Genomic DNA, 16,442 nt, shown 5'->3' with positions numbered 1-16,442 from the left:
AGCCACGATTGTTCTGTTGCAATGCACCAAGGCTTCCTCAATCGCCGGATCAACTGTCACTAAGGCAACATAATCGGTCTTATCGCCAGAAAAGGCCCCCTCAAATCACCACAATCTCCGACCGGTTCAAAACCGCCCGTGCCAGACTGTACACCGTTGATTGGGAGGTTTTTGGATTGAGCGGTGAAGGTTTGCCCGTCAGCACCATCGCGTAATCCACAACCGACGACGTCACGCGATACTCATGCGTGTTCTCTGACACGGATGGATCGGCAACCAGCCGCACTTCCGTCTTGTCCATGCCGATCCCCGCCAGCGCCAGTGTTGCGGCGACATTTGCGTTCTTGGGGAACCGGGTCGCGGCCTCACGCGCAGTGCCTTCAAAGAACACCCTTTTCTCTTGCAGATCAGACAGGTCAATTTCTTCCTCTGCCGGAGAGCCCACCCAGGCGGCGGGCGGTTTACGGCCTGTATAGACGACACGGTCGACCCCCGCGATGCTGGCCGCAGCAAGTGCATCAATACCGCCGATGGCACCAGACGGGAGTATGATCTGAGCACCGCTTGTCCGCGCCGTCGCGCGCAGGGAGTCATAGAGCGCGCGATCCGCAAGGGCACCAACGGATGCAATGACAAGGTCCAAGCCACAGGCCAGCACGCTATCGGCATATTGCGCCACCGCCCCATGACCTGCACATTCGACAACGATCTGCGGAGCCACGGCATGGATCTCCTCCACGCTACTGACCACCTGCGCGTCGGCACACCTGCCCTGGACGATACGCTCCAATTGCACCTGTGCTTCGTCCCGTTTCTGCGGACGGACCAATACGCGCAGCGGTCCGGAGAACCCGGCCCCACACAGGACATCCACCAGCGTCTGCGCAATTGCACCAAACCCGATGATGGCGACGGGGCGCTGGTTGGGATCACTCATCTGCTTCGCCGCTTCCTGCCATTTCCTGCGTCACAACATTGCGCAGACCCGTCGCGATTGGCAACGGGATGCCGCACCTCGCCCTAATGATGAAACGGGGTTATAGTCCGCGCTACGATCCCTGCCCGAAAGGCCCCTCCGTGACTGCACCCGACCCTCTGCCACGTCGCCGCCTGCGCACCTGGATACGCCTTTTGCGTCTGACGCGGCATACGGAAAACCAGTTGCGCGAATACATGCGCGTCTCACACAACAGCACCTTGCCCCGGTTTGACGTCATGGCCGCCCTGCACCGCAACAACGGACCCCTGAAGATGAGTGAGCTGAGCGAGATGTTGCTGGTGTCCAATGGCAATGCCTCCACCATCGTGAACCGTCTGGAAAAGGATGGCTTTGTGGCGCGGGTTCCCATGGCCAAGGATCGGCGTGTGGTCATGGTGGAACTGACGGAAGCGGGCCGCGCCCATTTCGAAACCGCCGCCGAAGGGCACGCTGAAATGGTCGATGGTATTCTGGCGGCATACGGGCATGAAGAACTGGATCAGATCCGCGATCTGCTGCACCGGGTCAATCCGCCCGAAGACCGCTAACCCGCGTCCGCTTCCTTGGCCTTCTGCGCGTCCCGCACCGCTTTCAGCTTGTCCTGCTGCCCTTTGAGCTTTGGGTCCAGCGCATGATCTTTGGCCCGTTCCAACACCGCGTATTTGCCATTCTCTGACCGCCACCAACTGGAGGGTTTGATCTGATCGTGGAGCCGGGTCTTGTCATCCATCACCAGCGCCAGCTTGCGCAACGGCGTCCGCAGCATCCACATCATCACTTTCGACCAGAGCTTGCCATGGTCCTTGTTGTAGGGGCAGGACCGGATGCAATTGGCACAATCACTGCCTTTCATCACCCAGAACTTGAAACACTTCTCCCCGTCTGTGGTCCATTTCCGGATGCCCTTGGCGTTGGATTGATTGAACGTGTAGGTCGACGGCGGGCCGTGATCGATGGCTTGCGGCGGACAGTTGTTGGCGCAGCGGCGGCAGATCTCACAGGTTTTCTCAACCCCGAAGGACACCGGCGTGTCATGCGCCATCGGCATGTTGGTCAGGATGCGCCCAAACCGCACCCGCGGTCCGTAATCGCGCGTGATCACCAGCCCGTTGCGGCCATACTCCCCCAGCCCCGCTTGCAGCGCATAGGGAATGGCAAGGTTGGTGTCATTCTGATTGGCGATCGCGATGTAGCCCAAGGACCGGATGTACTGCGCCAACGCCAGCAGGGTGATCGCATCCTCCGCATACCCCGCCGCCGCAGAGGTGGAGCCGGTGGCGGTGGGTGACATACGCACCAAGCCGTAATCCATGCTCTTGCCCAGAACGATGACATTTGTGATTTCCGGCGGCACTTCAACCGGCTTCGACACCACTTTGCGCGCGCTGAATTTGCTGCGGTAGGTCCAGCGCGGGTCATACTTCGTGATCCCCACCAGATCCGCGCCATAGAGTTTGGCCACTTTCTTCACGTGCCGCGCAGCCGTTGAGGGGGAGCCGATGTCCGCCGGATCGACCTTTGGCGGCAGATGCGGCGTGAAGTCATCGGTAAACCCGTCGCGGCGGTCGCGGTCCTTGTGCATTTCCGCCAGCATCTCCGTCACCGCCCACGGCCCATTGCGCAGCGCGAAATCCTGTTGGGAAAACCCCGGTTCATCCCGCACCCGTTCAGTGGGTTTGACGAAGGACTTGAAAAACCGCATCGTCACCTTGTTGCGAAAGCGCGGGTCCCAGAACCCCCTGCTGAACATATCGTTGTGCTGATGAAACCCTTCGAAGTCTGGTGTCACTTCAATGTTCTCAGACCCCTCGAACTTCTGACCTGCGTCATGCGCAGGCGGCCGCGCAAACAACAGTTTGTTTTCCGAGGCCATTTGATGTTCCTCTTGAGGGGTTCTGGACTTCGCCATATTTTAGTTTAGGCTTAAAATATCAGATGTGCCAAGTCACAAATCCCCAAGGGAGCGAATAGATGGCCAATTCCCATGAGAACCACCGCGAAGACGTCGCAGGCCGCGCCAACGTCGAGGATACGCCGGAATTGCTGGCCTATTACGATGAGCTTGACGGGTACAACACCGGTGCCCTGTGGACCGTGGCCAACAAGATTGAGCCGTGGGAGCCCAAGTCGCAATCGCATCCCGTGCTCTGGCGCTATGCGGATCTGCGCGAGAAAGTGCTGCGGTCCGTCGATCTGGTCACACCTGAGAAAGCCGGGCGGCGGGTGATCTATTTCAACAACCCCGGCCGCACGGATGTCTCGGCGGCAGTGGGCTGGATCTATGCAGGCCTGCAAGTCATGCACCCCGGAGAGACCGCCACCGCGCACCGCCATTCCGCCAGTGCGATCCGGTTCATCATGGAAGGCACGGGCGCCTATACGGTGGTGGATGGCCACAAGATGACACTGGGCCAAAACGATTTTGTGCTGACCCCCAACGGCACCTGGCACGAACATGCGGTGAGCGAGGACGGCTCCCCCTGCATCTGGCAGGACGGGCTGGACATTCCTTTCGTCAACGCGATGGAGGCGAATTTCTTTGAGGTGCATCCCGACCTCAGTGAACCCGTTGCCTTCCCGGTGGACGACATGACCAAGACATGGGGCAATGCGGGCCTGACCCCCGGCGGCGGGGCGTGGTCCAAAGGCTACTCCCCGATGTTCAAATACGAATGGGACCGGACGTACGAAGCGCTGAATGCCTTTGCGTCTTGCAGCGATCCATCGCCCTTCGATGGCCATCTGGTGGAATATGTGAACCCCACCACCAATGGGCCTGTGATGAAAACCCTTGGCGCATCCATGCAGCGGCTTGCGCCGGGTGAAGCGACAAAAGCGCACCGCCATACGGGAAGCTATCTCTACCAATGCTGCAAAGGCTCAGGCTATACCATCATCAATGGCCAGCGCTTTGACTGGACGGAGCGGGATATTTTCTGCGTGCCCTCCTGGGCCTGGCATGAGCATGGCAATGCCTCTGCCAGCGACGATGCCTGCCTTTTCTGCCTCAACGATCTGCCGGTGATCCGCGCGCTTGGCCTCTATCGGGAGGAAGCGTTGGGGGACAACGGCGGGCATCAACCACACTGAATGACAGGACCAACATGAAACTCGTTACCTATCGCACCCACATCGAAGCCGAAGCACGTCTGGGTGTTCTGCAAGACAACACCGTTGTCGATGTCGCAGGCTTTGGCGCGCATGTGGGCCTGAACTTCCCGCACCGGATGCTGGATTTTATCGACCGTGGGCCAAACGCCGTGGCGCAATTGCGGGATGCTCTGGCGGCCGCCCGTGGGGTCTGGGGCAACGCGCTGGCGGTGCCTGTGGCAAGCGTCACGCTGCTCGCCCCGATCCCGCGCCCGCGCAAGAACATTTTCGGCATCGGGTTGAACTATCTCGACCATGTCGCCGAAAGCTCCAAGGCGCTGGACACCGCACCTGATCTGCCCAAGGAACCTGTGGTGTTTTCCAAACCACCCACCGCCGTGGTCGGCCCCGGCGACCCGGTCCGCCATGACGGCAACATGACCCAACAGCTTGATTGGGAGGTAGAACTGGCCGTGATCATGGGCACCCGTGCGTCCCATGTTGCGCGCGAAGACGCGCTGTCTTGCGTCTTTGGCTATTCGGTGATGATCGACGTCTCCGCCCGCGACAACCGGCGTGCGGGGCAGTGGATCTTCTCCAAAGGGATGGACAGCTTCGCCCCGTTCGGCCCCTGCATCGTCACCGCAGATGAAATCCCTGACCCGCAGGTGCTGGACCTCGGCCTGACAATCAATGGCGTGGAAAAGCAGCGCTCCAACACCGCCAAGATGCTGTTCAAGGTGGACGAGTTGATTGCAGATCTCTCTACCGGCATGACACTTGAACCCGGTGACATCATCGCCTCCGGCACACCCGAAGGGGTGGGTGCGGGGCGTGATCCGCAGGAATGGATGTGGCCCGGCGACGTGATGGAGGCTTGGGTCGAAGGCATCGGGGAATTGCGCCATCCGATTATCGACGCGAAAACCTTCCGCTGATCAGCCGCGCAGGTCCTCTACCCGCACAGGCTTGAATGCCCCTTCGAACCGCTGGGCAATCTCCCCCCGCGCGCCGACATGGATACGCGGGATCAGGCCAAAGACGCGCCGGATGTCTGCGCTGATCTGGTCCGTGGCACCTGCTGCGTCGTCGGCAAGTTCGACATAAACATCCAACTCATCCCGGTCGTTCTGCCAGACGATCTCAACCCTGAAATCCGAAACAGCCGTGTTCGCGAACATCAGATCCTCCAGATCGGTGAACCCGATGTTGATCCCACGCACTTTCACAAACCCCGCCGTGCGGTGTGTGTGTTTGACCAGCGGGAACACATCATAGACCCCTGCCCCCGTCACACCCGTGCGCAGCGTGACGATATCCCCGGTATTCCACCGCACAAACGGCGTCGCATTGTTGGTCACCAGCGCGGTGATGATCAACAGTCCCGGCGTGCCTTCGGCCACAGGCTCCAGCGTGTCGGGGTCCAGCACCTCCGGATAGCAAAAGTCGCTCCAGAACCGGAAGCCATCCATGCTGGCATCTTCACAGCCCAGCATCATCGCTTCGGTCATGCCATAACAATCGCGCACCGGCGCGCCCCAGAGTTCGGACAGTTTCTGCCGTTTGGACGCCGACAGCGGCTCGGCTGAACAGAGGATACGTTCGACACTGGAAGCGGCCAGATCAAGGCCCTCGGTCTTCGCCAGATTGCCCAGCTGGATGCCATAGCTCGCCATGCCGATCCATGCAGTGGGCTGGAACAGGGACACCAGATCAAGCTGGGTGGCAGACGGCAACGTATTGCCGCCCCCTGCCCAGACCATCCCGACGCCGGCATCCGATCCGCTGCGCGCCATCATGTGGCCTGCGGGATGAATGCCAAGTGGCATCGACATATGCGCAATATCATCTGGCCCGAACCCCGCCAGATGTAGCGCGCGTTTGAAGCCAAGCTGGCCAAATCGGATGTCCTCCGCCGTGCGGGGATAGAACAACGGCTTTCCGGTTGAACCGCCAGAGCGCCAGTATTCAACAATCTCCCGCCGCCCGCTGATGCAGAAATCCTCGTAGAAGGTCCGCGCATCCATCGCACGCAATTGCTCCTTGTCGAGGATCGGGATCTTCGCCCATTCCGCCTCTTCCGTAATCCGGTCAAGGTTCAGATGGTCCAGCTTGCCTGCGTAGAACGGTGCGCTTCTTGCCCGTTCAACGGCGCGCCGCCGCCGGTCTGCCTGCTGTGAAAAAAGCGCATCACGGTCGGCTGGGATCTCCAGATCCGCTTGCTGGTCGGTCATGTATCACGCTCCGCTTTTATCAGGCAGAGTGTAACGGTCAGAGGTATTGGTTCAAGCGGTACTGGCCCCGGAGGCGGAAAGGTTACGCCGCCATCCGCTGCATCTGCTCCGCGATCCGGGCACGCAACGGTTCGGGCCAGGGCGTTGATCTGCCAGTGCCGTCGATATGCACAAGGGTGGAGGTTGCAAGAAACCGCCGTTCCGTCCCGCATATTGCCTCAATCCGCAAACCCAGGCTGCTGCGGCCCAAACGTGTGCAATCGAGCGTGATCTTCAACCGGTCCCCGTGATAGCTTGGCCTGGAAAACGTCACCGAAATCTCCGCCGTCGGCACCCCACCTTCGCGGTGCAGATCCTCAAACGGACAGTCCAGCGCATCGTCAAAAAACGCCTCGACACAATCGTTCATCATCTCGAAGTAACGCGGATAGAACACGATCCCCGCAGGGTCACAGTGTTTGAACTGAACTTTCTGCCGCATGGTGAATGTCATGACTTCATGCTCCCTTGTCCCGTGTGGCGCTGTCAAAAACCTAGCGCGGGAATAGAGCAAAACCATGACAAGACGCAGGTTTCGATTTGGTTAAAGGACCGCTGTTGCCTCAATCTCGACCAAAGCTTCATCTTCGATCAACCCTGCCACAACAACCATTGTCATCGCCGGAAAGTGACGGCCCAGCACCTTGCGATAGACCGCACCCACTTCGGCCTGACGGGCAAGGTATTCGCGTTTGTCCGTCACATACCAGGTCAGCCGCACAATATCGCTGACCTGCCCGCCGGCCTTTTCCACGACCGCGACAATATTGACCAAAGCCTGCTCCATCTGGCCGATGAAATCATGGCTCTCGAACACCTGATCAGCCGTCCAGCCAATCTGCCCGCCGACATAGAGCGTGCCATCCTTGGCGCGTATTCCATTGGCATAGCCTTTCGCCTTGGCCCATCCTTCGGGGTGAATTACGTCATGCGCCATCAGGCGTCTCCTCCTGTTTCTTGTGCAAGTTTGGCCTGCACGTCACTGGGCCAGGGCTGGGATTGCCCTTTGTCGTTGATAAACACCACTGTTGAGGTCGCGGCAAACCGCTGTTCGCCCCCGCACCGCGCATCATACGCCAGACCAAGGGATGTCCGCCCCAAACGGGTGCAAGTCAGCGCGATCTCCAGATCGTCGCCCAGCCTGCTGGGCGCGGTGAAGGTCGCCTCAATCCCCACCGTCGGGATGCCGCTGGTCTGGTGCATGGCGCTGAACGGGAAGGACAGCACCTGATCAAAGAAGGCCTCAACCGTATCGTTGATCATCTCGAAATACCGCGGATAGAAAACGATGCCCGCCGGGTCACAATGGCGGAACAGGATCTTCTGCGGATGAAGGAATGCCATACCTCAGACCCCCAGATACCGGTCTTTGACGTCTGTCGTCAGCCCGTCGATCGTACCTTCCCAGACGTTCGCACCGCGCTCCAGCACCACCACGTGATCGGCGATGCGACGCAGTTCGGCGATGGTCTTGTCCACCACAAGGATCGACAGACCAGAGGAAGACTTGAGCGCCCCAATTGCCGCCCAGATTTCCTGCCGCACCACCGGCGCCAACCCCTCGGTTGCTTCATCCAGGATCAGCAATCGCGGGTTGGTCATCAACGCGCGGCCAATCGCCAGCATCTGTTGTTCACCACCCGACAGGGATCCAGCCATCTGACGTTCCCGCTCTTTCAGGCGGGGGAACAGGTCATGCACCCGCTCAAACGTCCATTCGCCGGGACGGGCGGAGGCATAGAGGTTTTCATGTACGGTCAAATTCGTGAAACAGCGCCGCCCCTCCGGCACCAGCCCCAGACCCAGCCGCGCGGCCTTGTGCGCAGGCAAGCCCGAAATGTCCTGACCGGCAAACCGCACACTGCCCTCACTGTTCTTCAACAGCCGGCAAATCACCTTGATCGTGGTGGACTTACCCATGCCATTACGGCCCATCAGCGCCACAACCTCGCCTTCGCCTACGGTCAGGTCGACCCCAAACAGCGCTTGGGACGCACCATAGCTTGCCGTGATCCCGCTGAGTTCAAGAAGGCTCATGCTGCGTCCTCCTCGCCCAGATAGGCGGTGCGCACCTCTGGATGGTTGCGGATGTCATCTACTGATCCGGTCGCAATGATCTTGCCGTAGACCAGCACGCTGATCCGGTCCGCCAGGGCAAAAACCGCATCCATGTCATGCTCCACCAGCAGAATGGGCGCTTCTTCTTTCAGCGTGTGCAGAAAATCGGTCAGTCGTTTCGATCCTTCCGCCCCCATACCGGCCATCGGTTCATCCATGATGAATGCCTTCGGCTGCAAGGTCAGCGCAACGGCAACTTCCAGCTGCCGACGCTGCCCGTGCGAAAGCTCCGAGGTCATCGCATGGGCGTTTTCTTCCAACCCCACACGTTTGAGCGCCTGCCACGCGCGCTCCAGCAGCATCTTGTCTTTCATCACCGGTCTGAAAAACCGGAACACGCCACCTGATTGGCCAACCGCGCCCAGCATCACATTTTCCAGCGGCGTATATCCCATCGCCAGCGCGGAAATCTGGAACGTGCGGGACAATCCCGCCTGCGCACGCGCCGCGGTGGACAGCCCGGTCACATCGCGCCCAAGCAGTTCAACCCGCCCCTCATCCGGCGTCAATCCGCCGGCAATCTGCTTGATCAGCGTCGATTTGCCCGCGCCATTGGGACCAATCAACGCGTGCACCTCTCCCGGCATCAGATCAAGCGAGACATTATCGCTCGCCTTCAGCGCGCCAAACGACTTGGAAATGTTGTGGACCGCCAGAACCGGATCAGCCATGCCGCACCTCCTTGCGGGCCAGCCCGCCGACAATGCCACCCTTGGCGAAGAGCACCACAAACAGCAGGATCAGACCCAGATAGATCTGCCAGTATTCCGACAGCCCACCCAGATAGTGTTCGAGAATGATGTAGAGCGACGCCCCCGCCAACGGCCCGCACAGCCGCGCAACACCACCCAGAATGATGAAAATCATGATCTGCCCGGAGGTATGCCAATCAAACATCACCGGGCTCACGAAACGGTTCAGATCCGCAAACAGCGCCCCCGCCAGACCGGTGATTGCCCCCGAGATCACAAAAGCCACCAGCCGCAGGCGCGTGACGTTGATGCCCACGGTCCGTGCGCGTTCCTCGTTCTGGTGCGCGCCCATCAGGGCAAGGCCAAAGGGCGATTGGTTCAACCGGTGCACCATAAACAGCACAACGCAAAGCACCGCGAAACACAGCCCGAAGAACTGTATCGGCACCAATGTGTTCAGCCCCGGAAATTCATTGCGCACATAGATCGAAAGGCCGTCCTCGCCCCCATAGGCGGGCCAGCTGATCGCGAAGTAATAAAGCATCTGCCCGAAGGCGAGCGTGACCATGATGAAATACACGCCGGAGGTCCGCAGCGACAGCGCCCCGATCACCAGCGCCAGCAGCGCGCTTGCCACCACCGCCACCAGCCAGATCACCGGCATCTGGTTGGTGCCTTCGATCAGAAACGGCACCTCCATCAGCGGGGTGTAATTCTGCGCGTGGCTGGCGAGGATGCCCATCGCATAACCGCCAACGCCAAAATAGGCCGCATGGCCGAAACTGACCAAGCCCCCCTGCCCCAGCGCGAGGTTCAGGCCCACTGCTGCCAGCGCAAGGATCACTGCCTTGGTCGCGAGGGTGATCGTAAACGGCTCATCCATCCACAAAGCGGCAATCGAAATGATCACCATCAGCGCAAGGATCACCGCGTTGATATATCTCTCCCGGATCATCTCACGCGCTCCCAAAGAGGCCGGTGGGTTTGAAGATCAACACACCCGCCATCAGGATGTAGATCAACATCGACGCCAGCGCCGACCCGATGGTCGTCGCGGCAGAGGCATCCATGAAAGTGGAAAAAAGCACCGGCAAAAGCGTCCGTCCCAACGTATCCGTCAACCCGACCAATATCGCACCCGCAAGCGCGCCCTTGATCGAGCCGATGCCGCCGATCACAATCACCACAAAGGCGAGGATCAGCACCGGCTCTCCCATGCCCACCTCCACCGATTGGATCGCACCAACCAATGCGCCGGACAGACCGGCGAGCGCGGCACCAAGGGCAAAAACCATCGTGTAAAGGATGGAGATATCGACCCCAAGCGCGCCGATCATCTCCCGGTCATTCTCTCCGGCGCGGATCCGCATGCCCACCCGCGTGCGGGCGATCAGCAGGAACAACCCAAGCGCCACCAGCAGGCCAATGATGATGATCGTCAGACGGTACTTCGAATACTCAATCCCGCCCGGCAACATCACTGTGCCAGACAGCGCATCAGGCATGTCCAGAAACAGCGGGAAAGAGCCAAAGACCCAGCGGGTCGCCTCTGAAAACACAAGGATCAGCGCGAATGTGGCCAGCACCTGATCCAGATGGTCGCGCTTATACAGGCGGCGAATGACGGTGAGTTCGATCAATGCCCCGAACATGGCCGCCGCCACAAGGGCTGCGATCAGCGCCAGTGTGAAAGACCCCGTCCACGCCGCCATAGACGCAGCGGCAAAGGCACCCACCATGTAAAGCGCACCATGCGCAAGGTTGATCAGCCCCATCACGCCAAAGATCAGCGTCAGCCCGGCGGCCATCAAAAACAGCATCACGCCGAATTGCAGACCGTTGAGGATCTGCTCAATCAGTAGAATTGTGCTCATCCCCGCCCCCGCTTTGTGCCGACGGCGTTGCCCGCCGCCAGCCGTTTCTCAATCAGCGCTTACAGCTTGCAATCCGCCGCATAGACATCCTGATGGTCGGTCAAGCCGGTGCCGATGATCTTGTTGGTAAAGATATCGCCCTCCTTGATGACTTCCCGCACATAGATGTCCTGAATGGGATGCTGGTTGTTGCCGAACTTGAAATCACCTCGGGTGGAGTTGAAATCCGCCGCCCGCAGCGCATCGCGGAACGCATCCTGATCCTTCACGTCCGCCTTGGCCGCCGCACTGATGATCAGGTTCGCCGTGTCAAAGGACTGTGACGCATAGAGCGATGGCAGACGGCCATACGCCGCTGCAAAGTCCGCGACAAAGGCCTTGTTGGTGGCATTGTCGATGTCCTTGCTCCACTGCGATGTGTTCTGCACACCCAGCGCCGCGTCACCTACCGCTTGCAAAATGCCCTGATCAAAGCTGAACGCCGGGCCGACGACCGGCAGATCAATGCCACTGTCCGCATACTGCTTGAGGAAGGAAATCCCCATACCACCGGGCAGGAAGAAGAAAATCCCGTCCGCACCGGATGCGCGGATCTGCGCAATCTCGGCGGCATAATCGGTCTGGCCCAGCTTGGTATACAGCTCTCCGGCCAGCTCTCCCTCATACATGCGCTTGAACCCTTTCAGCGCGTCCTGACCCGCCGGGTAGTTCGGGGCGAGGATGAAGGCATTCTTGAAACCCGCCGTGTTGGCATGGGCGCCCGCCGCTTCGTGCAGATTGTCATTCTGCCATGCGACGTTGAAATAATTCTCATGGCAACCGCGTCCGGCCAGCTGGGTGGGGCCCGCATTGGGTGACAGATAGAACTTCCCCTGCGCAGTTGTACTAGGCACAACGGCCAGCGCCAGATTGGACCAGATGATCCCTGTCAGGATATCAACTTTCTCCGACTGGATCATCTTGTCGGCCAGTTGAACCGCGATGTCAGGTTTGCGCTGATCGTCCTCGACGACAACCTCGATCCCCTCACCGCCTTGCTTCATGGCAAGCATGAAACCGTCACGAATATCCGCACCAATGCCTGCACCACCGCCGGTGAGGGTTGTAATCAAGCCAACTTTCAGTTTCGCGTGCCCATCCGCAGCCGCAACGCCAGCCAGCGACATCGCGGCGGCCGTTGCAACGCCAAGCGCGCTCCATCTCAGTGTAGTGAACATAGTGTTCTCCCTGTCTTGTGTTTCCGGGCACATCTTTTCGGCGCCTCCGGCACATAGTGTGCATGAACCCTGTGCATTTCAAAGGGATTCACAGGTACATGCTATTTTGAGGTCAATTTTATTTCAAGCTCAAAATATTTTTACTTGAAGCTTTCTGCGGAATGCGGTCATTCGACAGGGTATTGCCGGGAAGATCGCCGGCCCCCACAGTCAATCCTGGCTTAACCCCTTGCCATCGCTTTGCTTTCGACAAGATCAAACTGTCCACTTTGGTTAACACGCAATCTGTACGCGAAATAGTACACTAAGTCCTTCAAAATATTGAATAAAGTGTAAGCTAAATTTGGCAACCGTATCGATTCGTGATATGTAAACAATAATCGACACAACACCAGTCAGAGCTTGCTATTCGAAAACACAGATTGATACGGCTAATCGGGGGGAGCAATGTCTACAACAGACCAAAATCCGGCTCTTTTCAACACCAATGATCTGTCTGCCACACGCTCCGATCTTGAAACGCTACGGGCCAAGCTGCCGCCTGATGCGGTTGTCTCTCTTGCCCGCGAAGTGCTCTCTCGCGTTTCAAAGCAATCGCGCCCCATGGAGCAGAGCCACAGATCAATCGAAGGGCTGACAAAAGCGCTGATCGCAGCCGATGATCACGACATCGCCAACCTGGTGGAACAATACCATCGCATGGGCGTGGACATCACCACCCTCTACCTCAGCTATCTGGCCCCGGCAGCAAAGCTGCTTGGGGAATGGTGGACAAAGGACAAGGTCACTCTTGCTGACGTCAGCATCGGCACCGGCCGCATCTATGCCCTGATGCGCGGCTTCAAAAGCCGCCTGCCCCCGCCTGTACGACCAAGCGGAAAGGCCGCATTCTTTGCGTCCGTTCCGGGAGAGACGCATACACTCGGCGTCAAGATGGCTGCCGACCTCTACCGGCAGGAAGGCTGGCACATTGATGTGGAAATGGGCATGCCCCATGACACACTGGTGGACCGCATTGTCGAGTCCGGACACCTGTTGATCGGGCTTTCCGCAGGGGGCATTCATGCCTTGCCGGATCTTGCGCGGCTTGTCCTTGCCCTGCGCGTCAGCGCGCCCCATGCGCTGATCCTTGTCAGTGGCAACATCGTCGTGGAAGCGGCGGACAGCATCAGGCTTATCCATGTCGACCGGATAAGCAGCAGCTATGACGGGGCGCATCGGCATATGATCGCCCTTTGGGATGAGCTGTCACATCTTGAAGAAAAGTAGACAAAAATAAAGGCGACCCCGATACCGGGGCCGCCTGTTCAATCTCGATATTCCCGAATCAGGATTCAGGCTGCGGCCCGACAGAGACCAGATACGCCCAGACATCTTTCGCGTCCTGCTCGTCCTTCAGCTTGAAGGACATCTTCGACTTGGCCTTCTTGTCATCCAGATAGGTGCGCAGGAACTTGCGTGGGTCGGCGACGTAATTCACGAAGTCCGCTTCATTCCATTCCAGCCCGGCTTCGCCGGTCTCGATCAGCGATTTGCCGTACTTCTTGCCAAACTCTTCGTCCGTGCCGGCCACACGTGTGTAAAGGCCATAGAGGTTCGGACCGCTGCGGCCGCCCTTCACAATCACTTCGCCTTCAGCATCCACAACGGAGTGGCACGATTTGCATTTTTTGAACACATCTTCACCAGCGGCAGCATCACCTGTGGCATGCCCGTCTGCAAACGCAGGACCCGCCATCAACGCCGTGCCCAGAGCAGCAATTTGGAACATCTTCATCTTCAGGTCTCCCTAACCTTCGTTACTTTGTACCCTGAGGCATACCTCAAGTCGTGTGAACGAGAAGATAATATAGTGACCTCCAAAGGCAAGGGCAGTGTCGCGGATGTGAAGGATCGTCGCAGGCGGCCGGGCGTTCGTCGGCTCCGTTCAGGCCAGCCGAAACCTCTTATTGTGCCTTTGGGCCGCCATAACGGGCTTTGGCCTTGTGCCGACTCAATGTGTAAGGTTAGACTTACACTATGTCCGTTACAGTTGACATTCCCGCGCGGCACTGGCCTGAGCCTGCCGCCATGCTCCGGTTGATCAAACCCATCACGTGGTTTCCACCGATGTGGGCTTACCTGTGCGGTGTCGTCTCGTCCGGTGCGGCCCTTGGCGGCAGCTGGACGCCCGTTGTGCTGGGCATCGTGCTTGCCGGTCCGATTGTCTGCGGGATGAGCCAGGCTGCCAATGACTGGTGCGACCGCCATGTGGACGCCATCAACGAACCCGACCGCCCCATTCCGTCAGGCCGCATTCCGGGACGCTGGGGGTTGTGGATCGCCTTGGCAATGACTGTCCTGTCGCTGCTTGTGGGCTGGCAACTGGGCCCTTGGGGTTTTGGCGCAACCGTCATTGCTGTCACCGCCGCCTGGGCCTATTCCGCCGAACCCATCCGCGCCAAAAAATCGGGCTGGTGGGGTCCGGGTCTGTGTGGCTTGGCCTATGAAACCCTGCCCTGGATCACCGGTGCCGCCGTCTTGAGCGCGGGCGCCCCCGCCCCTGAAATTCTGATCATCGCCCTGCTCTATGGCCTCGGTGCCCACGGGATCATGACCCTGAATGACTTCAAGGCGCTGGAGGGCGACGCAAAGATGGGCGTCAATTCCCTGCCCGTGACCCTCGGTCCCGCCCGCGCCGCAAAAGTCGCCTGTTGGGGCATGGCCGTGCCACAAGTGGTCGTGATTGGCCTGTTGCTGAGCTGGGGCAAACCCTGGCACGCGGCGATCATCTCGGCCCTGCTCATCGCGCAATTTGCCGGCATGCGCGTCCTGATGCGTGACCCCAAAGGCCGCGCGCCCTGGTATCAGGGCACCGGTATCACCCTTTATGTCGCAGGCATGATGGTCGCCGCCACAGCACTGAGGAGCATCACATGACCCTGTCCTGGTTCCAGATCGTCCGGCTGGGTGTGGTGCAGATGGCGCTCGGCGCCATCGTGGTGCTGACAACCTCGACCCTGAACCGGCTGATGGTGGTTGAGTTTGCCCTGCCTGCCGTGCTGCCGGGCCTCTTGGTCGCCCTGCATTACGGTATCCAGCTATCGCGCCCGCGCTGGGGCTTCACCTCCGACACAGGTGGCAACCGCACGCTTTGGATCATTGGCGGCATGGCCGCACTGGCTCTGGGCGGATTCACAGCGGCCTATGCGGTCACGCTCTTTACAGCATCATACTGGTCCGGGCTTTTGCTCTCGATCTTCGCCTATGCGCTGATCGGGATCGGTGTCGGGGCAAGCGGCACATCCTTGCTTGCCCTGCTGGCCACCGCCACCGCGCCGCACCGCCGCGCGGCAGCCGCAACAATCACCTGGCTGATGATGATCTTCGGCATCGCCATGACCGCAGGCCTCGCGGGCAGTTTCCTTGACCCCTACACACCGGCGCGCCTGCTGACGGTCGTTGCAACCGTTGTGGCCATCGCCATGGTCCTGACCCTCCTTGCGGTTGCCGGCATCGAACGCCGGGTCACCGCCACGCGCGAACCCGACCCAACCCCCTTCATGGAAGGCCTCAGCGAAGTCTGGGCCGAACGCCGCACCCGCGATTTCACCCTCTTCGTCTTCCTGTCGATGAACGCCTATTTCATGCAGGAGTTGATACTGGAGCCCTTTGCCGGTCTTGTCTGGGGCTTCACACCCGGTCAATCCACCAGCCTCAGCGGCGCGCAGAATGGCGGCGTGTTTGTCGGCATGCTGACCGTGGGTATCATGGCGACAGGCCTGAAAATCGGCAGCCTGCGCAACTGGATCCTGGGAGGCTGCTTCGGCTCGGCGCTCAGCCTTGTTGCCATTGCCTGGGGCGGGCTGGCTTTGCCCGCCGTCGGACTGACAACGCTCGTTGTCGCACTGGGTTTCTTTAACGGCATGTTTGCTGTCTCCGCCATCGGTTCCATGATGGCGCTGGCCGCCGAAGGACGCGGCAGGCGCGAAGGCACACGCATGGGCCTCTGGGGTGCGGCACAAGCCATCGCCGCCGGCTTTGGCGGGCTTCTGGGCGCGGCTGCCGTCGATCTTCTGCGCGGGCCGCTCGCCGATGCACCCGCATTCGCGGTGGTCTTCTCGATTGAGGCCGCTCTCTTTATCGCAGCCGCCGCCATGGCGCTGCATATCATGGAAAACACCCGCAGCACGCGCGCTGCTCTGGTTCCGGGGGAATGA

18 protein-coding genes are annotated in these 16,442 nt (G+C 59.7%); 6 read left to right on the top strand and 12 right to left on the bottom strand.

Going from position 1 to position 16,442, the window contains the following annotated elements:
* Positions 1 to 100 precede the first annotated feature (100 nt).
* On the bottom strand, positions 101 to 937 hold the full coding sequence (locus Q1A91_RS21355; protein ID WP_299882427.1) for an aspartate dehydrogenase: 837 nt from the start codon (positions 935 to 937) through the stop codon (positions 101 to 103).
* Between the two features lie 140 nt (positions 938 to 1,077).
* Here Q1A91_RS21355 and Q1A91_RS21350 point away from each other — a divergent pair, with 140 nt between their 5' ends.
* Positions 1,078 to 1,527 carry a MarR family winged helix-turn-helix transcriptional regulator gene (locus Q1A91_RS21350; protein WP_299882426.1) on the top strand — a complete coding sequence of 150 codons (450 nt, stop codon included), beginning with the start codon at positions 1,078 to 1,080 and terminating at the stop codon, positions 1,525 to 1,527.
* Here the strand turns inward: Q1A91_RS21350 and Q1A91_RS21345 are convergent.
* Positions 1,524 to 2,852 (bottom strand): reductive dehalogenase domain-containing protein, encoded by a 1,329-nt coding sequence (locus Q1A91_RS21345; RefSeq protein WP_299882424.1) that lies wholly within the window; start codon positions 2,850 to 2,852, stop codon positions 1,524 to 1,526. The two genes, Q1A91_RS21350 and Q1A91_RS21345, sit on opposite strands and share 4 nt — an antisense overlap.
* Before the next feature lie 98 nt (positions 2,853 to 2,950).
* Here Q1A91_RS21345 and Q1A91_RS21340 point away from each other — a divergent pair, with 98 nt between their 5' ends.
* Both Q1A91_RS21340 and Q1A91_RS21335 read left to right on the top strand, forming a co-directional pair.
* A complete protein-coding gene (locus Q1A91_RS21340; RefSeq protein ID WP_299882422.1) occupies positions 2,951 to 4,069 on the top strand; it encodes a cupin domain-containing protein in 1,119 nt (372 codons plus the stop codon).
* A gap of 14 nt (positions 4,070 to 4,083) precedes the next feature.
* Positions 4,084 to 5,007 (top strand): fumarylacetoacetate hydrolase family protein, encoded by a 924-nt coding sequence (locus Q1A91_RS21335; RefSeq protein ID WP_299882420.1) that lies wholly within the window; start codon positions 4,084 to 4,086, stop codon positions 5,005 to 5,007.
* On the opposite strand, the gene Q1A91_RS21330 is transcribed toward Q1A91_RS21335, so the two are convergent.
* The 9 genes from Q1A91_RS21330 to Q1A91_RS21290 form a co-directional block, all read right to left on the bottom strand.
* Complete coding sequence (locus tag Q1A91_RS21330; protein ID WP_299882418.1) at positions 5,008 to 6,303, bottom strand: phenylacetate--CoA ligase family protein; 1,296 nt, start codon at positions 6,301 to 6,303, stop codon at positions 5,008 to 5,010.
* 82 nt (positions 6,304 to 6,385) lie between these two features.
* Positions 6,386 to 6,796, bottom strand: coding sequence for a thioesterase family protein (locus Q1A91_RS21325; protein WP_299882416.1), 411 nt, complete (start codon positions 6,794 to 6,796; stop codon positions 6,386 to 6,388).
* Positions 6,797 to 6,886: 90 nt separating this feature from the next.
* A complete protein-coding gene (locus Q1A91_RS21320) occupies positions 6,887 to 7,279 on the bottom strand; it encodes a RidA family protein (RefSeq protein ID WP_299882414.1) in 393 nt (130 codons plus the stop codon).
* Complete coding sequence (locus Q1A91_RS21315; protein ID WP_299882412.1) at positions 7,279 to 7,686, bottom strand: thioesterase family protein; 408 nt, start codon at positions 7,684 to 7,686, stop codon at positions 7,279 to 7,281. Before Q1A91_RS21315 ends, Q1A91_RS21320 begins: the two co-directional genes overlap by 1 nt.
* A 3-nt stretch (positions 7,687 to 7,689) precedes the next feature.
* Positions 7,690 to 8,379, bottom strand: a complete 690-nt coding sequence (locus Q1A91_RS21310; RefSeq protein WP_299882410.1) for an ABC transporter ATP-binding protein — start codon at positions 8,377 to 8,379, stop codon at positions 7,690 to 7,692.
* Positions 8,376 to 9,131 carry an ABC transporter ATP-binding protein gene (locus tag Q1A91_RS21305; RefSeq protein ID WP_299882408.1) on the bottom strand — a complete coding sequence of 252 codons (756 nt, stop codon included), beginning with the start codon at positions 9,129 to 9,131 and terminating at the stop codon, positions 8,376 to 8,378. The genes Q1A91_RS21310 and Q1A91_RS21305 overlap by 4 nt, the downstream gene beginning before the upstream one ends.
* Positions 9,124 to 10,107 (bottom strand): branched-chain amino acid ABC transporter permease, encoded by a 984-nt coding sequence (locus Q1A91_RS21300; RefSeq protein WP_299882406.1) that lies wholly within the window; start codon positions 10,105 to 10,107, stop codon positions 9,124 to 9,126. The genes Q1A91_RS21305 and Q1A91_RS21300 overlap by 8 nt, the downstream gene beginning before the upstream one ends.
* A gap of 1 nt (position 10,108) precedes the next feature.
* Entirely contained in the window at positions 10,109 to 11,026 is a 918-nt protein-coding gene (locus Q1A91_RS21295; RefSeq protein ID WP_299882405.1) for a branched-chain amino acid ABC transporter permease, read from the bottom strand.
* A gap of 59 nt (positions 11,027 to 11,085) precedes the next feature.
* Positions 11,086 to 12,192 (bottom strand): ABC transporter substrate-binding protein, encoded by a 1,107-nt coding sequence (locus tag Q1A91_RS21290; RefSeq protein ID WP_299882492.1) that lies wholly within the window; start codon positions 12,190 to 12,192, stop codon positions 11,086 to 11,088.
* A gap of 498 nt (positions 12,193 to 12,690) precedes the next feature.
* Here Q1A91_RS21290 and Q1A91_RS21285 point away from each other — a divergent pair, with 498 nt between their 5' ends.
* Positions 12,691 to 13,512, top strand: coding sequence for a cobalamin-dependent protein (locus Q1A91_RS21285; protein ID WP_299882403.1), 822 nt, complete (start codon positions 12,691 to 12,693; stop codon positions 13,510 to 13,512).
* Positions 13,513 to 13,570: 58 nt separating this feature from the next.
* Here the strand turns inward: Q1A91_RS21285 and Q1A91_RS21280 are convergent, their stop codons facing one another.
* Positions 13,571 to 14,020 carry a c-type cytochrome gene (locus tag Q1A91_RS21280; protein WP_299882401.1) on the bottom strand — a complete coding sequence of 150 codons (450 nt, stop codon included), beginning with the start codon at positions 14,018 to 14,020 and terminating at the stop codon, positions 13,571 to 13,573.
* Positions 14,021 to 14,262: 242 nt separating this feature from the next.
* Between Q1A91_RS21280 and chlG the strand changes: the two genes are divergently transcribed.
* Together chlG and Q1A91_RS21270 are read left to right on the top strand one after the other, a co-directional pair.
* Positions 14,263 to 15,162, top strand: coding sequence for a chlorophyll synthase ChlG (gene chlG / locus Q1A91_RS21275; protein ID WP_299882398.1), 900 nt, complete (start codon positions 14,263 to 14,265; stop codon positions 15,160 to 15,162).
* Entirely contained in the window at positions 15,159 to 16,442 is a 1,284-nt protein-coding gene (locus tag Q1A91_RS21270; RefSeq protein WP_299882396.1) for a BCD family MFS transporter, read from the top strand. Before chlG ends, Q1A91_RS21270 begins: the two co-directional genes overlap by 4 nt.

This window comes from uncultured Sulfitobacter sp., assembly GCF_947500075.1.
GTDB lineage: Bacteria > Pseudomonadota > Alphaproteobacteria > Rhodobacterales > Rhodobacteraceae > Sulfitobacter.
This window is presented reverse-complemented; position numbering and strand designations above follow the sequence as displayed.